Source organism: Kribbella sp. NPDC023855, from assembly GCF_040639475.1.
Classification (GTDB): domain Bacteria; phylum Actinomycetota; class Actinomycetes; order Propionibacteriales; family Kribbellaceae; genus Kribbella.
Map to the genome: position 1 here is coordinate 126257 of NZ_JBFAAA010000007.1, position 24799 is coordinate 151055.

Below are 24799 nucleotides of genomic sequence, written 5' to 3' on the forward strand. Positions count from 1 at the left end.
CCTTACCACCACCCGCTTGTCAACGCCTTCGACCAGGACCCGCCGTTGCAACCGCGATGCTCGCGGCTTCCGTCTTCTAGGAGACAAGGGAGAGTGGAGGCACCATGGCGGACCAGGACCAGGAGTACGTCGAGTTCGTCGAGGCGGCGAGTGCGTCGCTGCGGCGGACCGCGTTTCTGGTCTGCGGGGACTGGCACACCGCGGACGATGTCGTCCAGGACGCGCTCTACCGGCTGTATCTGTCCTGGGCGAAGTGGAACCGCGCCGGCAACCCGCTCGGGTACGCCCGCCGGACGGTGATCAACGCAGCCATGGACATCGGGAGGCGCCCCTGGCGCCGGGAAGTGCCGACCGATGTCCTGCCACCCGGCCGGTTCCAGATCGCGGACCCGGCCACGGGTCACGCGGCCCGGGACGAGGTTTTCACTGCGCTGCGCGCGCTGGCACCACGCCAGCGGGCGTGCGTGGTCCTCCGGTACTACGAGGACCTGTCCGTCGAGCAGACAGCCGAGATCCTCGGCTGCTCGACCGGCACCGTGAAGAGCCAGACGGCCCGCGGCCTCGAAACTCTCCGGACCACCATCGACCAGGCCCGGCCGGCAGGGCGGGTCTCATGAAGGAGAACGAGATGGACGACGTCCGGGATCTCGGCGCCCAGCTGCACCGGTTGGCCGCCACCGATCCGCTGGATCCGATCGACGCGAGGGCCCTGCTCGACCGCGGCCGCCGGGGCAAACGCCGCCGCAAGTTGCTCTCGGTCGGTGGAGTGGCGGTGGGCGTGGCTGCTGTCGCGATTGCCGCGAGCATCCTGCCGAACCTCGGTACTGCGAAGGACCAGCCTGGTGTCGCCGGCACCGTCACGACAACTGGCACGAGCACTGGCACTGGAGGGGCCGCCGGTGAGGCGTTCGGTCCCGTACCGGGCGTTCCTCGCGGAGAGGCCGCGCTGGGGAAAACTCTCCCCGCGGCCGAGGTCGTCCGGCGTTGCACGCTGCGCTACCCGCAGTACAAGCGGCCGCTGCGGCATCCAGGTGGAGGGCCGACCGGGATGACCGTGCTGTACCAGCCACAGAAGGGCGATCCGCCGATGGCCTGCACGATTCCGGGCGGCGACAAACCGTCCGCCGCGCTGGTCGCCGCCGCCCAGCGCGAGCCGATGCCGACGACGGCAGCCGGGCAACTGCGGAACTGTTCCGTGCTGTTCTGGTCCGATCTGACCAAGTGGCGTGTGACGGCGACAGAGACCGCGCCCGGGATCGGGACCAGCCTGATCGCACTGTCACCGTCGGGGCGCACCGCGGTCGCCTGTGACCTGAGCCCGACGCTGCCCACCGACGCGGCGCCGCTAGGGTCGAGCACGGGATTCCTCACCGGCGCCATGATCAACAGGACGGCGATCGACCCGGCTCTCAGCGGCAGCCTCGACTGCGCGACGTACGGGAAGCCGTGCAAGGGGTTCACCTACCGCGGCCAGGGCCGGATCTCACCGCAGGTCGCCAAGCTGCGGATCGAGCCCGCGAATGGTCTGGGTGTGCACGAGGTCAAGGTGCAGGACGGCTGGTACGCCGTCATGTGGAAGGCCAAGGGGAACTCCACCGAGTGGGGCGGCAAGCTCACGGCGTACGACGCGGCCGGGAAGGTGCTCAAGACCCTCCCGCTCTGAAGCAGACCTCGTACTGATCAGCCGGCGGGCTGGTCAGTCCGCCGGCTCCAGGCGGGTCAGCCAGCTCTTGAGGAGCTTTTCCAGCTGGTCCGCTTCGGACGGAGTGAGTGTCTCCAGGAGCCTTTGTTCGTTCGCGATGTGGGCTGTGAACGCCTTGTCGATCAGGCGTTTGCCGGCTGGGGTCAGCCGCACCATCCGGCCTCGTCCGTCGGCGTCACTGCGGCGCCGATGGACCAGGCCGGCCTCTTCGAGCCGGTCGACCCGCTTGCTCACGGCACCGGTCGTGACCATGGTGTGCAGCGCGATCTCACCCGGCGCCCGCTCGTACGGCGTACCGGCGCGGCGGAGCGCGGCCAGGACGTCGAACTCGCCCTCGGTAAGTCCGTGCTGGGCGTAGACGAGGTTCAGTTCGCTGGTCAGCCGGGCGGCGATCCGGTGCAGCCGGCCGATGACGCCCTGCGGCCGGACGTCGAGATCCGGCCGCTCCGCCCGCCATGCGGCCTGGATCCGGGCGACGTGGTCCTGTTCTTCGGTCACCGGAGCATTCTATCTTCCACGGAAGATAGAATGTCTTCCATGGAAAATAGTTTTCGCTGGGCCGCCGTCACCGCGATCGCACCGATCGCCTGGGGCACGAACTACTACGTCACCCACGAGTACCTGCCCAGCGACCATCCCCTGTACGGCGCCGCCCTCCGCGCGCTCCCGGCCGGGCTGCTGCTGTTCTGCCTGGCGCGCCGCAAGCCGGTCGGCGACTGGTGGTGGAAGTCCGCAGTACTGGGGGTGTGCAACGTGGGCGCCTTCTTCGCGCTGATCTACGTCGCATCCCAACTGCTGCCGGTGAGCGTCGCGTCGATGATCATGTCGACCGCGCCGCTCGCGATGGGGATGTTCGCCTGGGCTCTGCTCGGCGAACGGCCCACCGTGCCAGTCGTGCTCGGCACGGCAGCCGGCATCACCGGCGTCTGCGTCATGCTCGGCACCGCGCCCTCGGCCGTGAACCTTCGTGGTGTCGCCGCCTCGCTGGCCGCGGTCACGCTGTCGTCCTTCGGCTATGCGTTGACGAAGAAGTGGGGACGGCCGGGAGACTTGATCGCCACCACGGCCTGGCAACTCATCGCCGGCGGCGCGGTACTCATCCCCTTCGCCGTCGTCTTCGAAGGAGCACCACCACACCTCGGTCGGGCCGCGATCGGCGGCTTCGTCTACGTCGTCCTGGTCGCCACGGCCGTCGCGTATCTGGCGTGGTTCATCGGCTTGCGTCATCTCGGCGCCGCGACCGTCGGCCTCATCGGCTTGCTCAACCCGGTCACCGGCGTACTGCTCGGAACCACCTTGTCCGGCGAGCGATTGAGCACAGCACAGCTGGCCGGGATCGCCTTGATCCTGGCGGGAATCCTGGTAAGCAGGGGGCGGGGGCGGCATGGTCCCGCTACGCCTGGGTACCCGGGCAGTCGTCGCTCCGAAGTAGTCCACGCCGAATCAAGGGGGTAGCCGTGCCGTCGTACCGTGCAGGGGTTTCCAGCAATGTCATCGCTTCAGCATCGACGCGGGCCGAGGCGCAGGCAACGGTGGATTTCCTGTGGTCGCGCGGTCTGCGGGAAGGCCTCAGCATCGTCGGCACCGACCTCCGGCTGGCGGACAGACCGCGCCGGAGCGTGGCGCGCAGTACTGGTATGGACGCCGCGCAAGGCGCGGGCATCGGGTTGCTGATCGCGATTCTGATCGCATCGTTCACCGAGACCAACACCAACGGCTTCCTCGTGGTGCTGTGGGGGATCCTGTACGGCGCGCTGTTCGGCGCGTTGCGCGGCTTCTTCCGTGCACTGTCCCGGCCCGCGCCGGAGCCACAGCCGGTCGCGACCCGCTTCGAGGTGTGGTGTGCACCGGAGGACGAACGGGTGGCGCGCCGGCTGCTCGCCGGTGAGGAACAACTGCCTGATGCCGCCTGATCACTCATAGCATCGGCCCTAGTGGGTACTGGCAGATCAGGAGACGCGGTCACTCGAGGGACCGTCGCCCCCAGGCCCCAGGCGTTCAACCCAGAAGCGCCGGGACCGCCACCATTCCGTCCACTCACCTCTCGCTCGAGGCGGGGGTTCAGTGGTCGGTGGAGGTGGTGAGGCCGGCCCATTCGGCGGCTTCGGCGGCGCGAGACCTCGACGCCTTGTCCGCCAGCTCGAGCGCGTCCTTGCCGAGCAGGAGGCGAAGAGGCGGCTGGTCCGCCACCACGACGGCGAGGATGGCCTGGGCCGCTTTGGCGGGGTCGCCGGGCTGGGTGCCGTCGACCGCCGCGCGGTACCGGTTGATCTCACCGACCGTCGACTCGTAGTCCTCGCCGACCGAGTTGAGCGTCATCGAGGAACCACCCCAGTCGGTCCGGAACGCGCCGGGCTCGACGATGGTGACCTTCACGCCGAACGGCTTCACCTCGTTGTTCAGCACCTCGGAGAATCCCTCGACCGCGAACTTCGCCGTCTGGTACGCGCCCATGCCCGGCGTACCTCCGGCCCGGCCGCCGATCGACGAGAACTGCAGGAAGTGTCCACCGCGCTGCTGACGGAATACCGGCAGGGCAGCCTTGGTGACGTTGACGACGCCGTACAGATTGGTCTCGACCTGGGCCCGGAAGTCGTCTTCGGCCATCTCCTCGATCGGAGCGCTGTTCGCGTAGCCGGCGTTGTTCGCCACCACGTCCAGCCCACCGAAGACCTTGACCGCGGCCTGGACGGCCTCCCGCGCGGCCGCCGCGTCGGTGACATCGAGCGCGAAGGGGTGGACGGCCTCGCCGTACTCCTTCACCAGGTCGTCGAGCTGCTCCACCCGCCGCGCGGTGGCCAGCACGCGGTCACCGTTGTCGAGTGCCGCCTCGGCCAGCGCACGACCGAGGCCCCGAGAACTGCCGGTGATCAACCAGATCTTGTCCATGACTCCTTCTTTCGAAACTGCCACACTGTTGTGACAATTAATCTACAACACACCACACGGCTGAGCCTATTCCCAGGCTTACCGCCACGCGAGATAGGTTGACGCGATGAGAGCCGACGCCGCCCGGAACCTCGACAAGATCCTCGGTACTGCGGCACGCCTGCTCGCCGCCGACCCCACGGTCAGCATGGCGACGATCGCGAGCGAGGCCGGCGTGGACCGGCGGACCGTCTACCGGCAGTTCGACTCCCGCGAGGCCCTGCTCGCCGCCATCTACAAGGCCCGGTACGACGCCGTCGAACTCGCCTTCGAGGCCGCCCGCCTGACCGAAGCCCCGGTGACGGTGGCCCTGCACCGGTACGCCGAGGGCATCATCGCCGCCACCCGCCAATGGCCGGTCGCGTTCGACCAGATGGCCGCGGACCCGGCGACCGCGGCCCGCCGGCGCGAGCTCGGCGACCGCCTCGACACCTTCATCCGCCGAGCCGTCGACGAAGACCTCTTCCGCGCAGACCTCCCCCACGGCTGGCTCGAAGGCCTCCTCCGCCAGGTCATCAAAGTCGCCGCCGAAGACGTCCCCCACCTCACCCCCGCCCAAGCCGCGGACCTAGCCATCACCACCCTCCTCAACGGCATCGGCCGCGTCTGACACTTCTGGGAGTGGTTGACTAGCTCGCGGATTGGTTAGAGAATTACAGCCTTATGTCGAATCAGATAGGTAATACCGAACCAGCAAGCATCATCCTGGCGATTCGCCGGCTGCTGCCGGAGCTGGCACCGGCGGAGCGGCGAGTGGCGGACCAAGTGCTGCTCGATCCCACTCGGGCGCCACTGTCGACCAGTGAAGAGCTGGCGGGCCGGGCCGGTGTGTCACTGGCGACCGTCACCAGGTTCTGCCGCTCACTGGGGCTGTCGAGCTACCAGCAACTCCGGTACGCCCTCGCCGGCGAGGCCGCTCAGCCGCCCGGCTCTGGCTGGGCTCCCGCACAGGGCAGCGACATCGGGCCCAGCGACGCGCTGTCCGACGTCGTGACCGGCTTGCTGGGTGCTGAGATCCAGGCGTTGCAGAACACCGCGGCCACCCTGGACCTCACCGTGCTGGAGCAGACACTCGACCTGCTCGTCGCCGCGCGGCGCATCGACATCTACGGCGTGAGCGGGAGCGGATCCGTCGCACAGGATCTCGGCCGGCGGCTGCACCACATCCGCCGCCCGGCCCAGGTGTGGACCGACTCCCACGACGCCCTGGCCAGCGCCGCACTGCTGGGCGACGGCGACGTGGCGGTCGGTCTCTCACACTCCGGCCACACCCGCGATGTCGTCGAACCGCTCACCAAGGCGCGCCAGTCGGGTGCCGCCACCGTGGCGATCACGAACTTCCCCCGTTCCCCGCTGGCCGCCGCCGCGGACCACGCGCTGATCACCGCGGCCTCGGACACGACCTTCCGCGCCGGCGGCCTGTCCGGCCGCCAGGCCCAGCTCTTCGTCGTCGATCTCCTGTACGTCGGTGTCGCGCAGCGGACGTTCGAGCCCACCGTCGCCGCGATCGCCGCCACCTCCGCTGCTGTCGAACCCCGCCGGATGCCACGCCTGTCCGGCCGAAAGGACTGAGCCCCATGGCACCGAGCACCACGGAACTGAGCCCCACCGAACCGAGCCCCGCCGAACTGGGCACCAAAGAACCGGGCAGCATGGAACACGTGTTCCTGGGCCGCACCGGCCTTCCCGTCTCGCGGCTGTGCCTCGGCACGATGACGTTCGGGCTCCAGTGCGACGAACCGACCTCGGCCGCCATCCTCGACCGGGCCGTCGAGGGCGGGATCACCTTCATCGACACAGCCGACGTCTATCCCATGGGCGGCCGGCTCGCCACCGTCGGGCGGACCGAGGAGATCGTCGGCAACTGGCTGAAGAACCGGCGTCAGGACGTCGTACTGGCGACCAAGGCGTCTCATCGGGTGGGGCCGCGCCCTTGGCAGCAAGGGAATTCGCGCCGGCATCTGCTCGACGCCGTCGAGCAGTCGTTGCGCCGGCTGCAGACCGACTACCTCGACCTCTACCAGTTGCACGGAACCGATCCGGCGACACCGATCGACGAGACGCTGTCCGCCCTGGACGATCTGGTCCGGTCCGGCAAGGTTCGCTATGTCGGGTGCTCCAACTTCGCGGCGTACCAGATCGCACGGGCACTGGGGCGCAGTGAGGCGCGCGACCTCGTCTCCTTCGTCACGGTCCAGCCGCGCTACAACCTGCTCTTCCGGCAGGCGGAGCGGGAGCTGCTGCCACTCTGCCTGGAGGAGGGCCTGGGCGTTCTGCCGTACAACCCGCTCGCGGGCGGAATGCTCACCGGCAAACATGACCGGGGCGAACCGGCGAGCGGAACGCGATTCGCCGTCGACGCGGTCCGGGACATCTACCAGGGCCGTTACTGGCAGGATGAGCGCTTCGGCGCCGTGGACCGCTTCCGGGCTCTCGCGGCGGAGGCAGGTCAGCCGCCCGCGACCGTCGCACTCGCCTGGGTGCTGGCCAACCCGGCGGTCACCGCGCCCATCATCGGCGCAAGCCGGCCGGAGCAGCTGACCGACACCCTCGCAGCACTCGCGTACACCCTGCCTGCCGACCTGAAGCAGGAACTCGACGACGCGACTCACCAGTTCCGGATGGGTGACGCGCCGTTCTGATCCGGTGGTAGTTCGGAGCGGCACCGGGTGGGTACCGGTGCCGCATGGAGCATGGGGAGAGTTCGGTGGATGGGGACGCTCGGGACTGGCCGGCTGGGCATCGGCGGCCGGAGGGGATGAGTGATGAGACGCTCGCGGCGCTCGGGGCCTTGTCCGAGGCGTTGGAGAAGACGATCCGGGCGCGGGGACATCTGTACTCCTTTCATCAGCTGACCGGTGAGGCCGACTTCGGGCTGGACGAGGCGGTCGAGGCGTTGCGGAAGGCCGGTCACGAGGAGCTCGCGGACCGGATCGACAGCGAGCTCATCGGCCGGAACGTGCTGCCCGGGCGATGGACGTTCAAGGTGGTCGAGGACTACGACGACCAGTACTACGAACCCTTCGTCGCCCTGGAGCGAGAAGCCCGCCAGCAGCTGGCCGGCGGCAAACGCCACCTCCACGAGGCCCAGCTGAAACGGAAACGCGCCACCCCCGGCCGCTCCGGCCACGAGATGGATGCCGGCGAACTCGGAGGGTGACCCCCGCTCCCACGCCGCATCAACGCCTGTGACCGGGGTACTGGAAGGTGCTTCCGGCAACCGGCAGGTTGCCGGAGTTCCTCGGTTTCGTGGGTTGCGACCTCAGCCCAGCAGCAGATCGTGCCGGTCGCGCCGAGGTGGACACGAAGGACTCGCACTATGTTCGATCAGGTTTCCGCACCGACCCTGACCTGCACCCATGCTCATCCGAGGGCCCACAAGACCAGGCAGCTGCAGCAGGCCGAAAGCGTGCTGCGGGGCTGGTTCGACCTGTCGCCCGAGGAGGCCGGGGCGATCCTGCGCGCCTGGTCGATCGAGTGTGACGCCTGCACCTGCCAAGTTGCCGAGGCGCTGGTCAACGGCATCTGTCTCGGCCACGGCACCACGGAACACCCCGAGCTGGTGCGGCGTCTGGAGCAACGGCTTCGCCAACTGCCCACCTGAAAAACGGCACGCCGTCTCGCGCATGGATTACCTCCCAGGTGGGTACTCGCTGACAGGTTTCCTTCCGGGAGGAGGCGACGGTGGCGACCGTTGAGGAACGCCGGCAGGCCGTCCGTACGTCGGCGATGCCGCTGGTCAGGAGGCGGACGCTCGGGCAGCTTGCGGTCAAGTGGCTGACCACCACCGACCACAAGCTGATCGGACAGCTCTACCTGATCACGTCCTTCGTCTTCTTTCTCGTCGGCGGCCTGATGGCGCTGCTGATCCGGGCGGAGCTGGCCCAGCCGGGTCTGCAGATCGTGAACGAAGAGGTCTACAACCAACTCTTCACCATGCACGGCACGATCATGCTGCTGCTGTTCGCGACGCCGCTGTTCGTCGGCTTCGCGAACGTGATCATGCCGGTCCAGATCGGTGCTCCCGATGTGGCCTTCCCACGGCTGAACATGTTCAGCTTCTGGCTGTTCCTGTTCGGCGGCCTGATCGCGTTCAGCGGGTTCTTCACCCCCGGCGGCGCGGCCGACTTCGGCTGGACCGCCTACACCCCGCTGTCGACCGAGGCCCGCTCGCCGGGCATCGGCGCTGACCTGTGGATCATGGGCCTGTGGATGGCCGGTCTCGGCACGATCCTCGGCGGGGTGAACTTCGTCACCACGATCATCACCATGCGCGCACCGGGCATGACGATGTTCCGGATGCCGATCTTCACCTGGAACATCCTGGTCACGTCGATCCTGGTCCTGATCGCGTTCCCGATCCTCGCAAGCGCGCTGCTGATGCTGGAGGCCGACCGGCGGCTCGGCGCCCACGTCTACGACGCCGCGAACGGCGGGCCGCTGCTGTGGCAGCACCTGTTCTGGTTCTTCGGGCATCCCGAGGTCTACATCATCGCGCTGCCGTTCTTCGGCATCATCACCGAGATCCTGCCGGTCTTCAGCCGCAAACCCGTCTTCGGCTACATCGGCCTGGTCGCTGCCACCCTCACCATCGCCTTGTACTCCGTGGTCGTCTGGGCGCACCACATGTTCGTCACCGGCGCCGTCAGCCTGCCGTTCTTCTCGCTGGCGACCTTCATCATCGCGGTGCCCACCGGGGTGAAGTTCTTCAACTGGATCGGCACGATGTGGGGCGGCTCCATCTCCTTCGACACCCCGATGCTGTGGGCCGTCGGCTTCCTCACCACGTTCCTGTTCGGCGGCCTGACCGGCGTCATCCTCGCCTCCCCCTCGCTCGACTACCAGATCAGCGACACGTACTTCGTGGTCGCGCACTTCCACTACGTGGTGTTCGGGACCGTGGTGTTCGCGATGTTCGCCGGGTTCTACTTCTGGTGGCCGAAGATGACCGGCCGGATGCTCGACGAGAAGCTCGGCAAGCTGCACTTCTGGCTGCTGTTCCTCGGCTTCCACACCACCTTCCTGGTCCAGCACTGGCTGGGTGTCGAGGGCATGCCGCGGCGCTACGCGTCGTACGGGGCCAACGAGGGCTTCACCACTCTCCATCAGGTCTCGTCCGTGGGGGCCATGTTGCTGGGCGTCTCGACGCTGCCGTTCCTCTACAACCTCTACAAGTCGCGGAAGGCGCCGCTGGTCGCCGTCGACGACCCGTGGGGCTGGGGCCGTTCGCTGGAGTGGGCAACGAGTTCCCCGCCCCCGCGGCACAACTTCGTCAGCCTGCCGCGGATCCGGTCGGAGAGCCCTGCCTTCGACCTGCATCACCCGGACGTCGCGATGGCGGAGTACCCGGACAGCGGTGCGCCCAAGGACAACCTGCTGGACGCCGGCGAGGACCAAGGGCGGGTCGAGCACCTGAACCGGCCTGACACCGAAAAGTAGCCGAGAGGTCAATGACAGACCGCGCAGGAATCTTCGTCCGGCTCGCCACGCTGGCGGCCGCCAATGCCACCCATCCGAATCTGGCCGGGCGCTTGTGCACTGCGAGCCGGCTGATCCTGGGCGCGGACGGCGCTGCGATCACGGTGGAGAACACCACGGCGAACCGGACCACCCTGTCGACGACGGACGCGGTGATGGCGAGGCTGGTGGATCTGCAGGACGTGACCGGGCAAGGGCCGTGCCTGGACGCGTTCCGGTACAGCACCCACTTCACGCTGGCGCTGAACGACCAGCCGAATCTGCGCTGGCCCGAGTTCGCCAGGTCGGCCTGGCAGGCAGTCGGCGGCCTGAACATGTACTCGTTCCCGATGCGCCCGTCGGGCCGGACGCTGGGCGTCGTCAGCACCTACTTCACGGAGGGGCGCGAGCTGCCCGAGCCGAACGACACGGCCCAGTTCCTGGCCGACGCCGTCGGCGCCGCCCTGCTGCAGGATCCGGCCGCCAAAGGATTCGGTTCCGAAGGTCCCTGGGCGTCCCGGGCCCAGGTCCACCACGCCTGCGGCATGGTGACCGCCCAGCTGCGGCTGTCAGCCGACGACGCGCTGGCGATCCTGCGCGCCCACGCCTACGCCCACAACATCACCTTGGCCGAAACCGCCCGCCAGGTCGTGGAGCGCGAGCTCGACTTCCGAGGAGACGCATAGACGGCGCCCGTCGCGCCGGCGTCAGCCCTGGCCGGTGCCTTGCTCGCCCTTGCGTTGGACGTCGGCGACCAGTTCTTCGGCGAGGCGGCGGAGTTTGGTGTTGCCGTGCTGGGAGAGGCGGGTGAGGAAAGCGAAGGCCCGCTGGTCGGTCAGGGTGTAGCGCTCCATCAGGATGCCGACCGCCTGGCCGATCGTCCGCCGGGTGCGCAGCGCCTCCTGCAGGTTCTGGATCTCGTTCGCGTACTCGATCGCCATCGCCGACTGGTGCCGGAAGAGCTCCCCGAGCGAGCTGAGATCCTCGAAGGCGCCCGGCGTCTGCGAGTACAGGTTGAGGGCGCCCTGCGACTTCGGCGCGTCGAACAGCCGCAGCCCCATCTGTGCCCGGATACCGACAGCGACCGCGGTCTCGGCGTACTTCGGGAAACGCTCGTCCACAGCCAGGTCGGGCGAGATGACATGAGCGGTGTCGGTCGCCGCCTGGTAGCACGGCCCTTCCTGCAGCTCGTACTGCGCGGCGTCGACGCCCCAGAGCACGTCATCGGTCGGAGCCACGGTCTCGAGCCTGCCGTCGCTGTGCTTCACCGTGATGCTGGCGTACTGCACTTCGGGCAGTACCTCGACTGCTGCCGCGGTGATACGGCTCAGCGTATGGTCGAGATCACCCGGAGTGAGTGACTTCGCCAGTAGCTGGGCTGCTCCAAGCAAGGCTGCATCGTCCATGCCCGACCTGTACCCGCCCACAGCCACCCGAAGCGCGTTGAGCCCCCATCACTGAGCGTGAGAACGGCTCTTCTGGGTACCGCCCGGTCATGAGCGAACTGGACCAGACCTCCGCGCCGGTACTCGAGGCGCTGGAGGAGTACCACCGACGGGCCTACAGCAACTATTCGCCGCCCGGCCACAAACAGGGCAAGGGCGTTGACGAGCGGGTTCTGAAGGTGCTCGGCGCAGACGTGTTCCGCTCCGACGTGCTGGCCACGGGCGGTCTGGACGACCGGAAGTCACGGGGCAAGGTGCTCAGCCGGGCGCAGGACCTGATGGCCGACGCGGTGGGTGCCGATCACGCCTTCTTCTCCACCTGCGGCAGCTCGCTGTCGGTGAAGAGCGCGATGATGGCGGTGGCCGCTCCCGGTCAGAAGCTGCTGATCGGCCGCGACGCGCACAAGTCGGTGATCTCGGCACTGGTGCTCGCGGGGATCGAGCCGGTCTGGGTCCACCCGCGCTGGGACACCGACCTTCATCTGGCTCACCCGCCTGCCCCGGACGCCTACGACCAGGCGTTCCGGGATCATCCCGACGCGGTCGGAGTGCTGGTTACCAGCCCGTCGCCGTACGGCACCTGTAGTGACCTGAAGTCGATCGCGGAGGTCAGCCACCGGCACGGCAAGCCGATGATCGTCGACGAGGCGTGGGGAGCGCACCTGCCGTTCCACGAGGATCTGCCTACCTGGGCGATGGATGCCGGCGCAGATGTCTGCGTGGTGTCGATCCACAAGGCCGGCGCCGGGTTCGAGCAGGGTTCGGTCTTCCACTTGCAGGGCGACCTGGTCGACCCGGTGCGGCTGCAGGAGAGCGAGGACCTGCTGTCCACGACCAGCCCGAACGTTCTGCTGTACGCCGCGATGGACGGCTGGCGGCGCCAGATGGTGGAGCACGGTCACGAGCTGCTCGGATCGGCACTGAAACTGGCCCGGACGACTCGCGGGGAGATCGACGCGCTGCCTGGCTTGCGGGTGTTCGAGGACAAACTGATCGCCGAAGAGGCGTCACACGATCTGGATCGCCTGCAGATCATGATCGACGTACTGGACGCCGGCATCTCCGGGTACCAGACCGCGGACTGGCTGCGTGAGCAGAAGGCGATCAACGTCGGGCTGTCCGACCACCGGCGGATCCTGGCGCAGCTGACCTTCGCGGACGACGAGAGCGACGCCGACCGTCTGGTCTCGGCCCTGGCCGACCTGACCCGGACCTCTTTCCCGGCTCCGAAGTCCGTCGTCCTGCCGACGCCGGCCGATCTCGAACTGGAGCAGGCGATGCTGCCCCGCGAAGCCTTCTTCGCGAGGCCGGACATCGTCCAGGTCGAGGAGGCGGTCGGGCGGATCGCGGTCGAGCAGATCACGCCGTACCCACCGGGGATTCCCGCGATCGTGCCGGGCGAGCGGATCTCCGCCGGAGTGATCGACTATCTCCGCTCCGGCGTGGCGGCGACCATGACCCTGCCCGACGCTGCTGACCCGTCGTTCAAGACGGTCCGGGTCGTTGCGAACTGATCTCGGGACGATGGGTGACCGGCTCGGCGGCCACCCATCATTCCGAAGTACTAGTCGGTCTTCTTCTTTCCCTTCTTCGCTGCCGCCTGTGCCTTGCCTTTGACCGTGCCCTTGAGGTCTTGCAGGGTGGAGTAGGTCCCGAACAGGGCGGGATCCGGCTTAGGCGCCGTACCGGGAGCGCCGAGCGGCTCGGGATCGGTCAGGTACTCCAGCGGGTCGTCGCCGGCGGACCAGCCACCCTTCGGTCCGTCCGTGCCGTCGGACAGGCCCCAGATCGTGTGGTTGTGCTCCTGGTTCTCCTCGTCGAAGAACGCGTTCGGCACGATCGGCGTCTCCAGACCGTCCTCCTCCAGCTCCTCGATCGCCTTCAGCCACTGTTTCTGGTGCACGGTGTCGCGGGCCAGGTTGAACTGCAGCATCGCCTTCACGCCGGGGTCGTCGGTCATGTTGTAGAGCCGGGCGGTCTGCAACCGGCCTTGCGCCTCGGCGGCCGCGTTCGCCCGGAAGTCCGCCAGCAAGTTGCCACTGGCAACGATGTAGGCACCGTTCCACGGCACGCCCTGGCTGTTGGCCGCCAGCGCGCCACCACCGGCGACGATCGCCTGCTGGGGATCCATACCGCCGAGCACCGCCGCCATCACCGGGTCCTTGACCGCCTCGGCGGTCGCCGTCGCCGGAGCTCCCTCCAGCAGCCGGGCGACCATGGTGGCCAGCATCTCGACGTGACCGATCTCCTCGGTCGCGGTGTCCATGATCAGATCCTTGTACTTGCCCTCGACCCGGCAGTTCCAGCCCTGGAACAGGTACTGCATGGTCACGGTCATCTCACCGTAGGCACCACCGATCAGCTCCTGCAGCTTCCGCGCGTACAGCGCGTCCGGCTTCTCCGGCTTCGCCTCGAACTGCAGTTGCTTGGTATGACGGAACATCAGGTTCTCCACTTCCTCGGGGGAGGCGCCTCGGTACCCACGGCCCGGGCTCGCAGTCGTCCCCGAGCACACTGTTTTCTCGGCTAGCACACTGTTTTTCTGGCGCAGCTCGGGCCGCCGGTTGCGGTGTGATGCTCTGGGTACCGGCCTCCCGTGACTGATGCCGTTGTCATCGGGGCCGGACCCAACGGGCTGGTCGCCGCCAATCTGCTGGCCGACGCGGGCTGGGAGGTCGTCCTGCTCGAGGCGAACGACGCGATCGGGGGTGCTGTTCGCAGTACCCGCGAGGTCGCCGGCTCTTATGTGCACGACACCTTCAGTTCGTTCTATCCGCTGGCCGCGGTGTCGCCGACGATCAAGGCGCTGAAGCTCGGCGACTACGGGCTGAGCTGGTCGAACGCGCCGTCCCCGGTCGGCAATCCGTTGCCCGGCGGCGGGTGGGCCCTCGTCCATCCCGACCCCGGCGACACCGCCGCCGCTCTCGATGCGCTCAGTCCGGGAGACGGGCAGGCGTGGCTCGAGCTGTACGCCGACTGGCGACGCGTCGGCCCGGCGATCATCTCGGCCCTGCTGAACCCGTTTCCTCCGGTCAAGGCTGGCGTCGAGCTGCTGCGTCGTCTATTGGGGCGGCGCGGCCTGGAACGCCTCCTCCTGCTGATTGGCCCGGTGCGCTCGGTTGGCGACCGGCGGTTCTCCGGCGAGGCGGCCAAACTGCTGCTGACGACCAATTCGCAGCACGCCGACATCGCGCCGACCGGCCTGGGGTCGGGATTAATGGGCTGGCTGCTGGTGATGATCGCGCAGCAGTACGGCTATCCCGTACCGCGCGGCGGGGCCGGCCGCCTGTCGCAGGCTCTGGCCGATCGGTTTGTGGCTCGTGGTGGGTCGATCGTGTGCGGGGCCGAGGTGGGTCAGGTCGTCGTACGGGATCGTCGCGCGGTCGCAGTACGGACGGTGGACGGCACGGAGTACGGGGCTGGGCGGGCGGTGCTCGCGGATGTCTCGGCGCCGGCGCTCTACGGGCGGTTGATCGCGCCCGAGGACCTGCCGGCCAGCGTCAAGGCGCGGCTGCGGTTGTTCGAGTGGGATCCCGCGACCGTGAAGGTGGACTGGGCTCTCGACGCGCCGATTCCTTGGAAGGACAAGCCTGAGCTCTCCCCTGGTACTGCGCACATCGCCGACTCCGTCGATGACCTCAGGCGCTGGTCGGCGCAGCTTTCCGCGGGGCAGATCCCGGACAATCCGTTCTTGCTGATGGGCCAGATGACGACCGCTGATCCGACCCGGTCTCCGGCGGGGACCGAGTCGGTGTGGGCTTACACCCACGTGCCTCAGAAGATCCGGGGTGATGTCGGCGGCACCATCAGCGGCACCTGGGACGACCGCGACGCGGAGCTGATGGCCGAGCGGGTAGAGGCGAGGATCGAGCAGTACGCACCGGGCTTTCGTGAGCATGTCGTCGCGCGGCGGGTGATGACACCGCCTGAGCTGGAACGCCGCAACGCCAACCTGGTGGGCGGGGCCGTCAACGGCGGCACGTCACGCCTCCGGCAGGAGCTCGTACTCCGGCCGTTCCCAGGCCTCGGCCGGGCGGAGACGGCGATCAAGTCGCTCTATCTCGCCTCGGCCTCCGCCCATCCGGGAGGCGGAGTCCACGGAGCCCCCGGTTCGAACGCCGCCCGAGCAGCTCTGGCGCACGCCCGCTGACGCCGGTCTCGATGATTGCCGCTGGGTACCCAGAGGGCATGAGTGAGAACGAGCGGCTGATTCACGCGCCTGTTGCGGACGTCTTTGCCATCCTCACCGACGGGTGGTCCTACTCCTCCTGGGTGGTCGGCGCCTGCCGGATCCGCGATGTGGAGCCGGGCTGGCCGCAGCCGGGCCACAGCATCCACCACTCGGTCGGGATCTGGCCGCTGCTCATCGACGACCGCACGACGGTCGAGCAGTACGAGCCCCTGCGCTTCCTCCAGCTGAAGGTGCGGGCCTGGCCGACCGGCGAGGGCAGGGTCGAGTTCGTTGCCAACGACCAGAATGGTGAATGCCACCTGGTCATGCGTGAGCAGACCGTGAAGGGGCCTGCCGCCCTGCTTCCGGACTCCGTGGTCGACCAGATCCTGCACGTTCGCAACACGGAGACCCTCCGCCGCCTGGCCTTGATGGCGGAGGGTTCCACCAAACACCCGAGCCAGGACTAGGGTCCTAGGGCATCGGCTTGCCGCCGGTGGCGCCGATGCGTTCGCCGGTGATGTAGCTGGAGTCCGACGACGCCAGGAACACGTACGCCGGTGCCATCTCGGCGGGCTGACCCGCTCTGCCGAGCGGCGTGTCCGCGCCGAACTGGTCGACCTTCTCGGCCGGCAACGTGGCCGGGATGAGCGGAGTCCACACCGGACCGGGCGCCACGGCGTTCACGCGGATCCCCTTCGGCGCGAGCTGCTGGGCCAGCGCCTTGGTGAAGTTGAGGATCGCCGCCTTGCTGGTCGCGTAGTCGAGCAGCTCCGGCGATGGCTGGTAGGCCTGGATCGACGTGGTGTTGATGATCGTGGAGCCCGCCGTCAGATGCGGCAGGGCGGCCTTGCTCAGCCAGAACATCGCGTACACGTTGGTCTTCATCACCTGGTCGAACTGCTCGGTGCTGATCTCCTCGATCCCGCCCTGCGACATCTGGTACGCCGCGTTGTTGACCAGGATGTCGAGTCCGCCCAGCTCGCTGACAGTGCGCTCGACCAGCTTCGAACAGTGGCTCTCGTCGCGAATGTCGCCCGGTAAGGCGAGCGCACGCCGGCCGGCCTCCTCGACCAAGCGGCAGGTCTCGCGGGCGTCAGCCTCTTCGCTGTCCAGGTAGGAGATGGCCACGTCGGCCCCTTCACGAGCGAACGCCAGCGCGACCGCCCGGCCGATCCCGGAGTCGCCGCCGGTGATGAGTGCGCGCTTGCCGGTCAGCTTGCCGCTGCCCTTGTAGCTGCTCTCGCCGTAGTCGGGCTGAAGATCCATCTCGCGACTCAGACCAGGATGCTCGAGCTGCTCCGCGTCCTGGGCTTCCGGGCCCGGGTACCGGCTGGTCGGGTCTTGGTCAGACATAACGGGGAAACTCCCTTGGTCGTCGGATGTCAGGTGGTACCGGGGCCGGTGAGGAAACGGCTGGGATCGCCGGCCGCGCTGGCGGAAGAAGCCAGCCAAGCCTGTAGGCCGTCGGGGTTTCGGCGTTCGAGCTCGTCGAGGCAGTGCTCCCGAGCCTCGATGATCTGCAGCCGGAGGGCGACGGTCGGCGCCTCGCGCAACGCCTGGTAGCTGTCCTGCCATTGCCGGCACAGCTCCAAGGTGGTCAACTCCCGCGCTTGGGCCGCCCCGTGGGATCGATCCTTCGACCGGAACCCGCGTTTGCGGAACAGCCGCGAGATGACCGGCGGCGAGGTCGCCAGCACCAGGAAGAACAGCAGGAGCGCCGCACTCCCGAGCAGTTGAACGAGCCCGGACATCGCCAGGCCCGCGCCGGCCACGAGAGCACCGGCCAGCAATGCCTGCCGCAGCCGTCCCCCGCCATCGCCCGTCGCGCTCCCGAACGTCGTACCGAATCCGACGGACAGCCCCGTGGTCGCCGCCGCGATCACGAAGAACGCGATCAGCAACGTCGACGGACGCGACAACAGCACCGCGGCGACCAGCCCTGGCACCGCGAGCACAACACCCAGACCGCACCAAACCACCCGGTACCTGCGCATGCCACCCGGTACCCAGCGCACGAGCCCGCATGCGGGCTTTCCCGCCTGGGTACCGCGGGCAGATGACTGACAACCGACCTCTTGCCCTGGTGACCGGAGCTTCCAGCGGAATCGGGCTCGAGCTCGCCAGACAGTTCGCGATCCACGGGTACGACCTGGTCATCGCGGCGGAGAACGACGCGGTCGAAACCGTGGCCTCCGAGCTGCGAACCGCCGGCCCGGCCACCGTCCAGGTCGAAGCCGTCAAGGTCGACCTCGCCACGTCGGACGGCGTACAACGCCTGTACTCCGCTCTCGCGTCCCGCCCCGTCGATGCCGCTGCTCTGAACGCCGGTGTCGCGCTGGGCGGCGCGTTCGTCGAGAACGACCTGGCCGACGAGCTGCGGATGATCGAGCTGAACGTCAAGTCGACGGTCCACCTGGCCAAGTTGCTGCTGCGCGACATGACCGCGCGGGACGCGGGCCGGATGCTGGTGACCTCGTCGATCGCCGCGGCCATGCCCGGCCCGTATCAGGCCGTCTACAACGCCACCAAGTCGTTCCTGCAGTCCTTCACCGAAGCGCTGCAGAACGAGCTGTCCGATTCGGCCGTCACCATGACCTTGCTGATGCCCGGGCCGACCGAGACGAACATCTTCCACCGGGCCGGCATGGACAACACGCCCCTCGGCCGAGCGGACAAGGACGACCCGGCCGAGGTGGCCAAGCAGGCCGTCGAGGCCTTGCTGGCCGGCAAGGACCGGGTGGTGGCCGAATCCCTGATGACCAAGGCGCAGGAGCTGGCCGGCAAGGTCGTCCCGGACAAGGTCAAGGCCGCCCTGCACCGGAAGGTTTCGGAGCCGGATCAGTGACCGCGGCAGCGCCGGAAATCCGCGATTAGGCGCCGTTTTCGCGGGAACCGGGCGGCTGAGTGCCGCTTCGGCCTCCCGGTCGGTGAGTTCCTCACCGGTCGCAGTGAAAGGACGGCGTGATGATGGCTGACGCGACATCACGGAGCATGACCGCCACGGCGGTCCAGAAGGCGGCGCTGGCGGTCGCGCTGGCGTTCCTTGCGGTCGGCGTCCTCGGATTCGTCCCAGGCGTCACCACCGACTACGACACGATGACGTTCGGCGGGCACGACTCCGACGCCATGCTGCTGGGCATCTTCCAGGTCTCGATCCTGCACAACATCGTGCACCTGCTGTTCGGCGCGGTCGGCCTGGCCCTGGCCCGGTCCGCCGCCACCGCGAAGACCTACCTGCTCGGCGGCGGCATCGTCTACCTGGTGCTGTGGATCTACGGCCTGGTGATCGACCAGTCGAGCTCGGCGAACTTCGTCCCGGTCAACACGGCCGACAACTGGCTGCACCTGGTCCTCGGCGCCGCGATGGTCCTGCTGGGCGTCGTCCTCACCCGCCGCGTCACCGCGGCGCACGCATCTCACTGAGGAGCATCTTGAAAGCACTGACCTGGCAAGGAAAGCGCAAGATCGAGTACGGCGAGGTTCCCGACCCGAAGATCGAGCAGCCGACCGACGCGATCATCAAGATCACCTCGTCCGGCCTGTGTGGCTCCGACCTGCACCTGTACGAGGTGATGGCGCCGTTCCTGCAGGCCGGGGACGTGCTCGGGCACGAGCCGATGGGCATCGTGGAAGAGGTCGGCTCCGAGGTGACGAACCTGTCCCCCGGTGACCGGGTGGTCGTGCCCTTCGGGATCGCCTGCGGGACGTGCTTCATGTGCGAGCACGGCCTGCAGTCGCAGTGCGAGACGACTCAGGTCACCGAGCACGGGTCGGGCGCCGCGCTGTTCGGCTACACGAAGCTCTACGGGCAGGTGCCGGGCGGGCAAGCGGAGTACCTGCGCGTTCCGCAAGCGCAGTACGGGCCGGTGAAGGTGCCTGAAGGGCCTCCGGATGACCGGTTCGTCTACCTCTCCGACGTGCTGCCGACGGCCTGGCAGGGAGTCGAGTACGCCGGGGTCCCGGACGGTGGAACTCTCGCCGTCGTCGGGCTCGGCCCGATCGGTGACATGGCCTCGCGGATCGCTCTGCATCGTGGCTACCGGGTGATCGGTGTCGACCTGGTGCCGGAGCGACTCGGGCGGGCGGCGGCGCGCGGCGTCGAAGTACTGGCCCTGAGCAACGACGTCGCGGCCAAGGTGCGCGACATGACCGACGGTCGGGGGCCGGATGCCGTGATCGATGCCGTCGGCATGGAAGCTCACGGCTCACCGGTCGCCAAGGCCGGCCAGCAACTCGCCGGGCTGCTGCCCGACAAGCTGCAGGAGAAGTTGATGACGACGGCCGGCGTGGACCGTCTCGCCGCGCTGTACCTGGCCATCGACCTGGTACGCCGTGGTGGCACCGTCTCGCTCAGCGGGGTCTACGGAGGGATGGCCGATCCCTTGCCGATGCTGACCATCTTCGACAAGCAACTCCAGCTCCGCATGGGTCAGGCGAACGTGCGGAACTGGACCGACCAGATCCTGCCGCTGCTCACCGACGAGGACCCGCTGGGCGTGGACGACTTCGCCACCCACCATGTCCCGCTCGCCGAAGGGCCGGCGGCCTATGCGAAGTTCCAGAAGAAGGAGGACGGCGCCGTCAAGATCCTGTTCCGTCCGTGACCCCTTCTGCTCCCGACGCCCCGTGCCCGGACTCAGGTTCCGGCGCGGGGTCCGGGCCGGGGTCCGGGTCCAGGTCCGGATCGGGCAGTGGCGGGCCGGCGGGTTCGCTCGGGGACGGGCGGCCGAGCGGCTCGATCGGCGTGGGCTCCGCGGCGCGGCTCGGATCGTTCTCCGGCGGGAGCGACAAGGGATCCGCGGGGTTCGGTTCTGCTGTCATCACCAGCCGGTAGCCGCGGATCTTGACCGGCAAACTTCGTCGCGCCAGCCTGGTTTCACTGCGGGGTACCGCCAGAGAAAGAAGCACAGCGGATCGGTCGAGGAGATGCACGGGCAACAGGCGCGGGAGTTCGCGGCGGCCGCCGGCCGGCTGGAGGGCCAGGTCGAGGTCGGGGAGATCTTCGCGACCCTCGAGCAGCTGGCCCGGGTCTGTCTGCACTGCGAACACGTCGGGCTTCTCCTGTGCCGGGATGACCGGCTCACCGAGGTCGGCGCGACCGATCCTGCGGTGGAAGAGGCCGACCAGTGGCAGCTCGACACCGGAGAAGGCCCCTGCTGCGCGTGCCTGGAAGCTCATGGCGCCTGTGTAGTCGCCGATACCGCGACCGAGGATCGCTGGCCGGGCTGGAGCACCCGCGTTGCCCGGTTCGGTTTCAGGGCCAGCGCGGCCATCCCACTGCGCGAAGGCGAAGTCACCCTCGGCGTACTGACCCTGTACTCCGACCGTCCGGCGACCTTCGACGCTGCGGCGCAACCCTGCGCTGACCTGCTCGCGGCCCACGCGACCAGGGCCCTCGCCAGATCAGGCCGCAACTGAGTGAACGGTCAGAGGTGCAGAGGCACCCGGGTGCCTTCGGGTAGCCGGCCGGTGTGGATCAACTGGTTCGCGATGTCCCCGAGCAACAGGTTGCGGTCCTGCGAACAGCGGCGCAGTACGGCGAAAGCCTGGTCGGCGTCGATGCCGTAGCGCTCCATCAAGATGCCCATTGCCTGACCGATCAGCTTGTGGGACTCCATCGCCTCGCGCAAAGTCTCTTCCTGCCGGGCGTTCCGCAGGGCGACCGCGAGATGTCCACACAAGGCATGGGCGGTCTCCACGTCACAGGGTGAGAACGCGGCGCGCTCGGTACCGAACAACTCCAAGACACCGAGCACTCCGTCATGGGTTGCCAACGGCAACGCCACGAGGCTGCGCAATCCGAGGTCGGCCGCAGCGCCGGCCCACTCCGGCCAGCGGTCTTCGGTGGAAGTGTCATGCACCAGCACGATGTGCTGGCCGACCAGCACATCGCGGGCGGGGCCGCGGTGCTGCTCGATCTGCAACTGGTTGACGGTGTCAACGATCTTGCCGGTCGTTGGACCGGCTAGGAGTTTGTCACGACGGCCCTTGAGTAGCAGGCCGGCATGCGTGCAGTTGATGACTTGACTACCTGCTCGCAGGACGGCAGCGGCGGTCTGCTCGACACCGGAGAGCTGGTAGAGATCCTGGGCCAGCTGGGCAAAGACTTCAGCGGTGGCCACGCTGCTTGAAGGAGTGGTCACTGGACACCTTCCAGGGCCAGTCAAGGTACTCGCCCGGCCGCCGTGACCCGGCGTCACCATTCTGCCCCCGAAGACGCAAACGGTCACGCATCCAGCGACCGCAGTTCCAGCAAACCCTCGGCTTCAGCGCGCACGGATCTCGCCCGCTGGTCGCGGGCGAGATCGGTTACCAGCTCGCGCGGCTGATCGCTGGAAAGGCGGTCAGTTGCGGGAGATCTCCTGGACGGTGTCGCCGGTGGCCTGTTCCGGCATGGACCGGGCGATGTCCGCCTGGGCGAGCATGCCGACCAGGTCGTGGCCGTCGATCACCGGCAGCCGGCGGACCTGGTGCTTGGTCATCGTCGCCAGCGCTTCCTCGATACTGTCGTCGGCGCCGATCGTGACAGGCTTGCCCTGGCCGAACTGGCCGGCCGTGGCCTGGCTCGGGTCACCGCCGTCGGCGATGCACTTCACCACGATGTCGCGGTCGGTCAGCACGCCCTTGAGGCGGTTGTCCTCACCGCAGATCGGCAACGCCCCGACGTCGAGGTCCCGCATCTTGCGGGCCGCGTCCACCAGCGTCTCGTTCTCGCCGACACATTCCGCGCCGGCCGTCATCAGATCCCGTGCTTTCGTCATCGAAAACCACTCCCACGCTCTGTTGGCCTGATTCCGTGGTTCTGTGGTTCCCCTCCCTGGCCGAGCGAAAACGCCGATTCAGCCCGCGATCGCGTACAGAGTCGACGTGAATCCCGCGGCCGACCCGAGGTGCGGATCCGGATCGAGCAGCCGGATACAGGTGCCGGTGCGGTCGGCGAACACGGCGTACCGGCCGAGCGATCCGCTCACCGGGGCGATCAGCCAGTCCAGCTCGGGGTGGTCGGAGAAGAAGGTATCGACATCGCCGACGTCGTACACGCCGCCGCAGCCCAGAGCGGCCTCGGCGGGGTCGCGGATCAGCACGATGGTCGGGTCGCCGCCGCTCGGGCCGAGCAGCGCGGTGTCGTCATCGGGCCAGCCGAGTGGGTCCAGCCCGAGCCCGCGGTAGTAGTCGACGCTGGCTTCCAGGTGCTCAACTGGACGGAACTCGAACAACAGCTTCATCGGTGTGCTCCTGCCTCGCCTCGGACGTCGACCCGTTCACACTGATCCGGCGCGGTCCGGCCGGCGCGGCCACCGGGACCCGCACAGTCAGTACGCCGTTCTCGTACCCCGCCTCGATCCGCTCCAGGTCGAGCGTGTCACCGAGGAACAGCTGCCGGGAGAAGACGCCCAGCGGACGCTCGGCCGCCTGCAGCTCGACCCCCTCGGGCACGTCGGTCGGCCGGCGCTCGGCCTTCACGGTCAGGACGTTGCGCTCCACGTTCAGTTCGATCGCCTCGACCGGTACGCCGGGCACATCTAAGACCATCACGTACTCGTCGCCCGCCCGGTAAGCGTCCATCGGCAACGGGGCCGGCCGCGACCAGGTCCCCCGCGCGGAGGCGCCGGCCGCCGATCGGGCCCGCCGCTCGAACTCACGGAACGGGTCGGTGCGCATCAACATCGTTCCACCTCCCGAGCAGTCGCCTTGTCGGTGTCAATACGCAGTACTGGTTATATCGCGTCATCGGCTCGATGACAAGAGGTTTGTCATCGAGGCGATGACATGGCGATTCCAGCCCGGGTTCGCTGGGTACCGCACGGGCATGAGCAAACTCCACCGACTCGGTCTGCTGCTCGCGCTGGTGACGGCCGTGTGCGCGCTCCTTCAGCCCCCGGCGAACGCCGCGCCCGATCGCGACGGCGCGGTGGTCGCCGCCGCCGTCCCCGGCGCGGACTCGGCGACTTCACCGAGTCCGGCCGAGGACGGCCCTGGTGCCCGCGACGGCGATCGTGACGACTGGAACGGCATCCCGTGGCTGTTCTTCGGACTGCTGATCCCGATCGTGGTCGTCGGCGGCGTCATCCTGGCGAAGAAGCGCGGGTCAAGCAGCCGAAAGTGACGGCCCGAGCCGGTTGCGCAGGTTCTCCAGCACCTGACGCAGCACCCGCGAGACCTGCATCTGGCTGATGCCGACGTCCTTGCCGATCTCGGACTGCGTCCACCCCTCGACGAACCGCAGCTCCAGCACCCGTCGCTCCCGGGGGCCGAGCGCCTCCAGGACCGGCTGCAGCATGTCGATCGCCTCCAACTGACGGATCGAGTCGTCCTCCTCGTCGGCGACCAGATCCCCGAGTGCGAGACCGTCGCCGGCGGGCAGCGGACGATCGAGCGAGAGCACGTTGAAGCAGCCCCGCGCGGCCAGCGCCTGCTCCACCTCGGCCACTTCATGACCGACGTACTCCGCGATCTCGGGGACCGTCGGTTCCCGGCCCAGCTCCTGCTCCAGCGCCGGCACCTTCGTCCCGATCGTGCCCTGCAGTTCCTGCAGCCTGCGCGGGATCCGGACCGTCCACGCACAGTCACGGAAGTACCTCTTCACCTCCCCGCGGATGGTGGGGATGGCGTAACCGATGAACGGCGTGTCGGCGTCCAGGCGATAGTGATGGGCCGCCTTCACCAGCCCGAGGTAAGCGACCTGTTCGAGGTCGTCGGGTTCGGCGCCCCGGCTACGGAACCGCTGGGCGATCCCGCGGGCGATCTCGATGTTGAGTTCGACGACCTGTTCCAGCAGCTCCCGCTGCTCGACCTGATCGGTACTGTTTTCCCTGCGCCGGAACAGTTCCTGGGTCGCCGCCTCGCGCGCCGCGCGATCTTCGGCGGAGTGACACTGGACTGGCACCGGCTGGGTGGTGCTGAGAGTAACCATGGCTTGACCTCGCGACGAATAGTCACGGCGTAGCCCACCTCTGGACCACGGTCAGGTTGGTTCCCCCTTCGTACCCCACTACCGAAACCACATGCATGCTTACGCTCGGCAACGGCGTGTCGACCCGGAGCGATCGACTACAGTGGGTGGCCAAGTGGGTACAGAGACGTTGCCTCGAG

30 protein-coding genes are annotated in these 24799 nt (G+C 68.2%); 19 read left to right on the forward strand and 11 right to left on the reverse strand.

The window, feature by feature from the left end; all coding sequences use genetic code 11:
- The first annotated feature begins 104 nt into the window (after window positions 1–104).
- Window positions 105–617: a SigE family RNA polymerase sigma factor gene (locus AB0F51_RS24590; protein WP_360283713.1), complete on the forward strand. Its 513-nt coding sequence runs from the start codon at window positions 105–107 to the stop codon at window positions 615–617.
- Window positions 614–1663, forward strand: coding sequence for a hypothetical protein (locus AB0F51_RS24595; protein WP_360283715.1), 1050 nt, complete (start codon window positions 614–616; stop codon window positions 1661–1663). The genes AB0F51_RS24590 and AB0F51_RS24595 overlap by 4 nt, the downstream gene beginning before the upstream one ends.
- A gap of 33 nt (window positions 1664–1696) precedes the next feature.
- Here the strand turns inward: AB0F51_RS24595 and AB0F51_RS24600 are convergent, their stop codons facing one another.
- Window positions 1697–2200, reverse strand: coding sequence for a MarR family transcriptional regulator (locus AB0F51_RS24600; RefSeq protein ID WP_360283717.1), 504 nt, complete (start codon window positions 2198–2200; stop codon window positions 1697–1699).
- 39 nt (window positions 2201–2239) lie between these two features.
- Here AB0F51_RS24600 and AB0F51_RS24605 point away from each other — a divergent pair, with 39 nt between their 5' ends.
- Together AB0F51_RS24605 and AB0F51_RS24610 are read left to right on the forward strand one after the other, a co-directional pair.
- Complete coding sequence (locus AB0F51_RS24605) at window positions 2240–3157, forward strand: EamA family transporter (RefSeq protein ID WP_360283719.1); 918 nt, start codon at window positions 2240–2242, stop codon at window positions 3155–3157.
- 2 nt (window positions 3158–3159) lie between these two features.
- Window positions 3160–3615: a general stress protein gene (locus AB0F51_RS24610; RefSeq protein ID WP_360283721.1), complete on the forward strand. Its 456-nt coding sequence runs from the start codon at window positions 3160–3162 to the stop codon at window positions 3613–3615.
- A 148-nt stretch (window positions 3616–3763) separates the two neighbouring features.
- Here the strand turns inward: AB0F51_RS24610 and AB0F51_RS24615 are convergent, their stop codons facing one another.
- Window positions 3764–4591, reverse strand: a complete 828-nt coding sequence (locus tag AB0F51_RS24615) for an oxidoreductase (protein WP_360283723.1) — start codon at window positions 4589–4591, stop codon at window positions 3764–3766.
- Window positions 4592–4697: 106 nt separating this feature from the next.
- Between AB0F51_RS24615 and AB0F51_RS24620 the strand changes: the two genes are divergently transcribed.
- The 7 genes from AB0F51_RS24620 to AB0F51_RS24650 all read left to right on the forward strand — a co-directional run bounded on the left by AB0F51_RS24620 (window position 4698) and on the right by AB0F51_RS24650 (window position 10773).
- Window positions 4698–5240 carry a helix-turn-helix domain-containing protein gene (locus tag AB0F51_RS24620; RefSeq protein WP_360283725.1) on the forward strand — a complete coding sequence of 181 codons (543 nt, stop codon included), beginning with the start codon at window positions 4698–4700 and terminating at the stop codon, window positions 5238–5240.
- Between the two features lie 53 nt (window positions 5241–5293).
- Complete coding sequence (locus AB0F51_RS24625; RefSeq protein ID WP_360283727.1) at window positions 5294–6202, forward strand: MurR/RpiR family transcriptional regulator; 909 nt, start codon at window positions 5294–5296, stop codon at window positions 6200–6202.
- 5 nt (window positions 6203–6207) lie between these two features.
- The gene (locus AB0F51_RS24630) at window positions 6208–7272 is read left to right on the forward strand and encodes an aldo/keto reductase (RefSeq protein WP_360283729.1); all 1065 of its coding nucleotides are present in this window, start codon (window positions 6208–6210) and stop codon (window positions 7270–7272) included.
- 65 nt (window positions 7273–7337) lie between these two features.
- Window positions 7338–7790 carry a hypothetical protein gene (locus tag AB0F51_RS24635; RefSeq protein ID WP_360283731.1) on the forward strand — a complete coding sequence of 151 codons (453 nt, stop codon included), beginning with the start codon at window positions 7338–7340 and terminating at the stop codon, window positions 7788–7790.
- Window positions 7791–7949: 159 nt separating this feature from the next.
- Entirely contained in the window at window positions 7950–8234 is a 285-nt protein-coding gene (locus AB0F51_RS24640) for a hypothetical protein (RefSeq protein WP_360283733.1), read from the forward strand.
- A gap of 125 nt (window positions 8235–8359) precedes the next feature.
- A complete protein-coding gene (gene ctaD, locus AB0F51_RS24645; RefSeq protein ID WP_360284105.1) occupies window positions 8360–10069 on the forward strand; it encodes a cytochrome c oxidase subunit I in 1710 nt (569 codons plus the stop codon).
- 11 nt (window positions 10070–10080) lie between these two features.
- On the forward strand, window positions 10081–10773 hold the full coding sequence (locus AB0F51_RS24650) for an ANTAR domain-containing protein (RefSeq protein ID WP_360283735.1): 693 nt from the start codon (window positions 10081–10083) through the stop codon (window positions 10771–10773).
- Window positions 10774–10794: 21 nt separating this feature from the next.
- On the opposite strand, the gene AB0F51_RS24655 is transcribed toward AB0F51_RS24650, so the two are convergent.
- Window positions 10795–11493, reverse strand: coding sequence for a GAF and ANTAR domain-containing protein (locus AB0F51_RS24655; protein WP_360283737.1), 699 nt, complete (start codon window positions 11491–11493; stop codon window positions 10795–10797).
- Window positions 11494–11582: 89 nt separating this feature from the next.
- Between AB0F51_RS24655 and AB0F51_RS24660 the strand changes: the two genes are divergently transcribed.
- A complete protein-coding gene (locus AB0F51_RS24660; RefSeq protein WP_360283739.1) occupies window positions 11583–13046 on the forward strand; it encodes an aminotransferase class I/II-fold pyridoxal phosphate-dependent enzyme in 1464 nt (487 codons plus the stop codon).
- 50 nt (window positions 13047–13096) lie between these two features.
- Here the strand turns inward: AB0F51_RS24660 and AB0F51_RS24665 are convergent, their stop codons facing one another.
- Window positions 13097–13975, reverse strand: coding sequence for a manganese catalase family protein (locus AB0F51_RS24665; RefSeq protein WP_360283741.1), 879 nt, complete (start codon window positions 13973–13975; stop codon window positions 13097–13099).
- Between the two features lie 153 nt (window positions 13976–14128).
- Between AB0F51_RS24665 and AB0F51_RS24670 the strand changes: the two genes are divergently transcribed.
- Together AB0F51_RS24670 and AB0F51_RS24675 are read left to right on the forward strand one after the other, a co-directional pair.
- Window positions 14129–15682 carry an NAD(P)/FAD-dependent oxidoreductase gene (locus tag AB0F51_RS24670; protein ID WP_360283743.1) on the forward strand — a complete coding sequence of 518 codons (1554 nt, stop codon included), beginning with the start codon at window positions 14129–14131 and terminating at the stop codon, window positions 15680–15682.
- 38 nt (window positions 15683–15720) lie between these two features.
- A complete protein-coding gene (locus AB0F51_RS24675) occupies window positions 15721–16173 on the forward strand; it encodes an SRPBCC family protein (protein WP_360283745.1) in 453 nt (150 codons plus the stop codon).
- A 4-nt stretch (window positions 16174–16177) separates the two neighbouring features.
- Here the strand turns inward: AB0F51_RS24675 and AB0F51_RS24680 are convergent, their stop codons facing one another.
- Window positions 16178–17059, reverse strand: a complete 882-nt coding sequence (locus tag AB0F51_RS24680; protein ID WP_360283747.1) for an SDR family oxidoreductase — start codon at window positions 17057–17059, stop codon at window positions 16178–16180.
- Between the two features lie 29 nt (window positions 17060–17088).
- On the reverse strand, window positions 17089–17700 hold the full coding sequence (locus tag AB0F51_RS24685; protein WP_360283749.1) for a hypothetical protein: 612 nt from the start codon (window positions 17698–17700) through the stop codon (window positions 17089–17091).
- Between the two features lie 62 nt (window positions 17701–17762).
- On the opposite strand from AB0F51_RS24685, the gene AB0F51_RS24690 reads away from it, so the two are divergent.
- The 4 genes from AB0F51_RS24690 (at window position 17763) to AB0F51_RS24705 (ending at window position 21124) form a co-directional block, all read left to right on the forward strand.
- On the forward strand, window positions 17763–18551 hold the full coding sequence (locus AB0F51_RS24690; protein ID WP_360283751.1) for an SDR family NAD(P)-dependent oxidoreductase: 789 nt from the start codon (window positions 17763–17765) through the stop codon (window positions 18549–18551).
- A gap of 146 nt (window positions 18552–18697) precedes the next feature.
- The gene (locus AB0F51_RS24695) at window positions 18698–19129 is read left to right on the forward strand and encodes a DUF4383 domain-containing protein (RefSeq protein WP_360283753.1); all 432 of its coding nucleotides are present in this window, start codon (window positions 18698–18700) and stop codon (window positions 19127–19129) included.
- Window positions 19130–19137: 8 nt separating this feature from the next.
- On the forward strand, window positions 19138–20310 hold the full coding sequence (locus AB0F51_RS24700) for a zinc-dependent alcohol dehydrogenase (protein ID WP_360283755.1): 1173 nt from the start codon (window positions 19138–19140) through the stop codon (window positions 20308–20310).
- Between the two features lie 322 nt (window positions 20311–20632).
- Window positions 20633–21124: a GAF domain-containing protein gene (locus AB0F51_RS24705; protein ID WP_360283757.1), complete on the forward strand. Its 492-nt coding sequence runs from the start codon at window positions 20633–20635 to the stop codon at window positions 21122–21124.
- Between the two features lie 8 nt (window positions 21125–21132).
- On the opposite strand, the gene AB0F51_RS24710 is transcribed toward AB0F51_RS24705, so the two are convergent.
- The 4 genes from AB0F51_RS24710 to AB0F51_RS24725 form a co-directional block, all read right to left on the reverse strand.
- The gene (locus AB0F51_RS24710) at window positions 21133–21849 is read right to left on the reverse strand and encodes a GAF and ANTAR domain-containing protein (protein WP_360283759.1); all 717 of its coding nucleotides are present in this window, start codon (window positions 21847–21849) and stop codon (window positions 21133–21135) included.
- A gap of 201 nt (window positions 21850–22050) precedes the next feature.
- Window positions 22051–22467 (reverse strand): CBS domain-containing protein, encoded by a 417-nt coding sequence (locus AB0F51_RS24715; RefSeq protein WP_360283761.1) that lies wholly within the window; start codon window positions 22465–22467, stop codon window positions 22051–22053.
- A gap of 78 nt (window positions 22468–22545) precedes the next feature.
- A complete protein-coding gene (locus AB0F51_RS24720) occupies window positions 22546–22932 on the reverse strand; it encodes a hypothetical protein (protein WP_360283763.1) in 387 nt (128 codons plus the stop codon).
- Window positions 22901–23374 carry an Hsp20/alpha crystallin family protein gene (locus AB0F51_RS24725; RefSeq protein ID WP_360283765.1) on the reverse strand — a complete coding sequence of 158 codons (474 nt, stop codon included), beginning with the start codon at window positions 23372–23374 and terminating at the stop codon, window positions 22901–22903. The genes AB0F51_RS24720 and AB0F51_RS24725 overlap by 32 nt, the downstream gene beginning before the upstream one ends.
- A 142-nt stretch (window positions 23375–23516) precedes the next feature.
- Between AB0F51_RS24725 and AB0F51_RS24730 the strand changes: the two genes are divergently transcribed.
- The gene (locus tag AB0F51_RS24730; protein ID WP_360283767.1) at window positions 23517–23813 is read left to right on the forward strand and encodes a hypothetical protein; all 297 of its coding nucleotides are present in this window, start codon (window positions 23517–23519) and stop codon (window positions 23811–23813) included.
- Here AB0F51_RS24730 and AB0F51_RS24735 read toward each other — a convergent pair.
- Window positions 23796–24620 (reverse strand): sigma-70 family RNA polymerase sigma factor, encoded by an 825-nt coding sequence (locus tag AB0F51_RS24735; RefSeq protein ID WP_360283769.1) that lies wholly within the window; start codon window positions 24618–24620, stop codon window positions 23796–23798. The genes AB0F51_RS24730 and AB0F51_RS24735 overlap by 18 nt on opposite strands.
- Window positions 24621–24799: the final 179 nt, after the last annotated feature.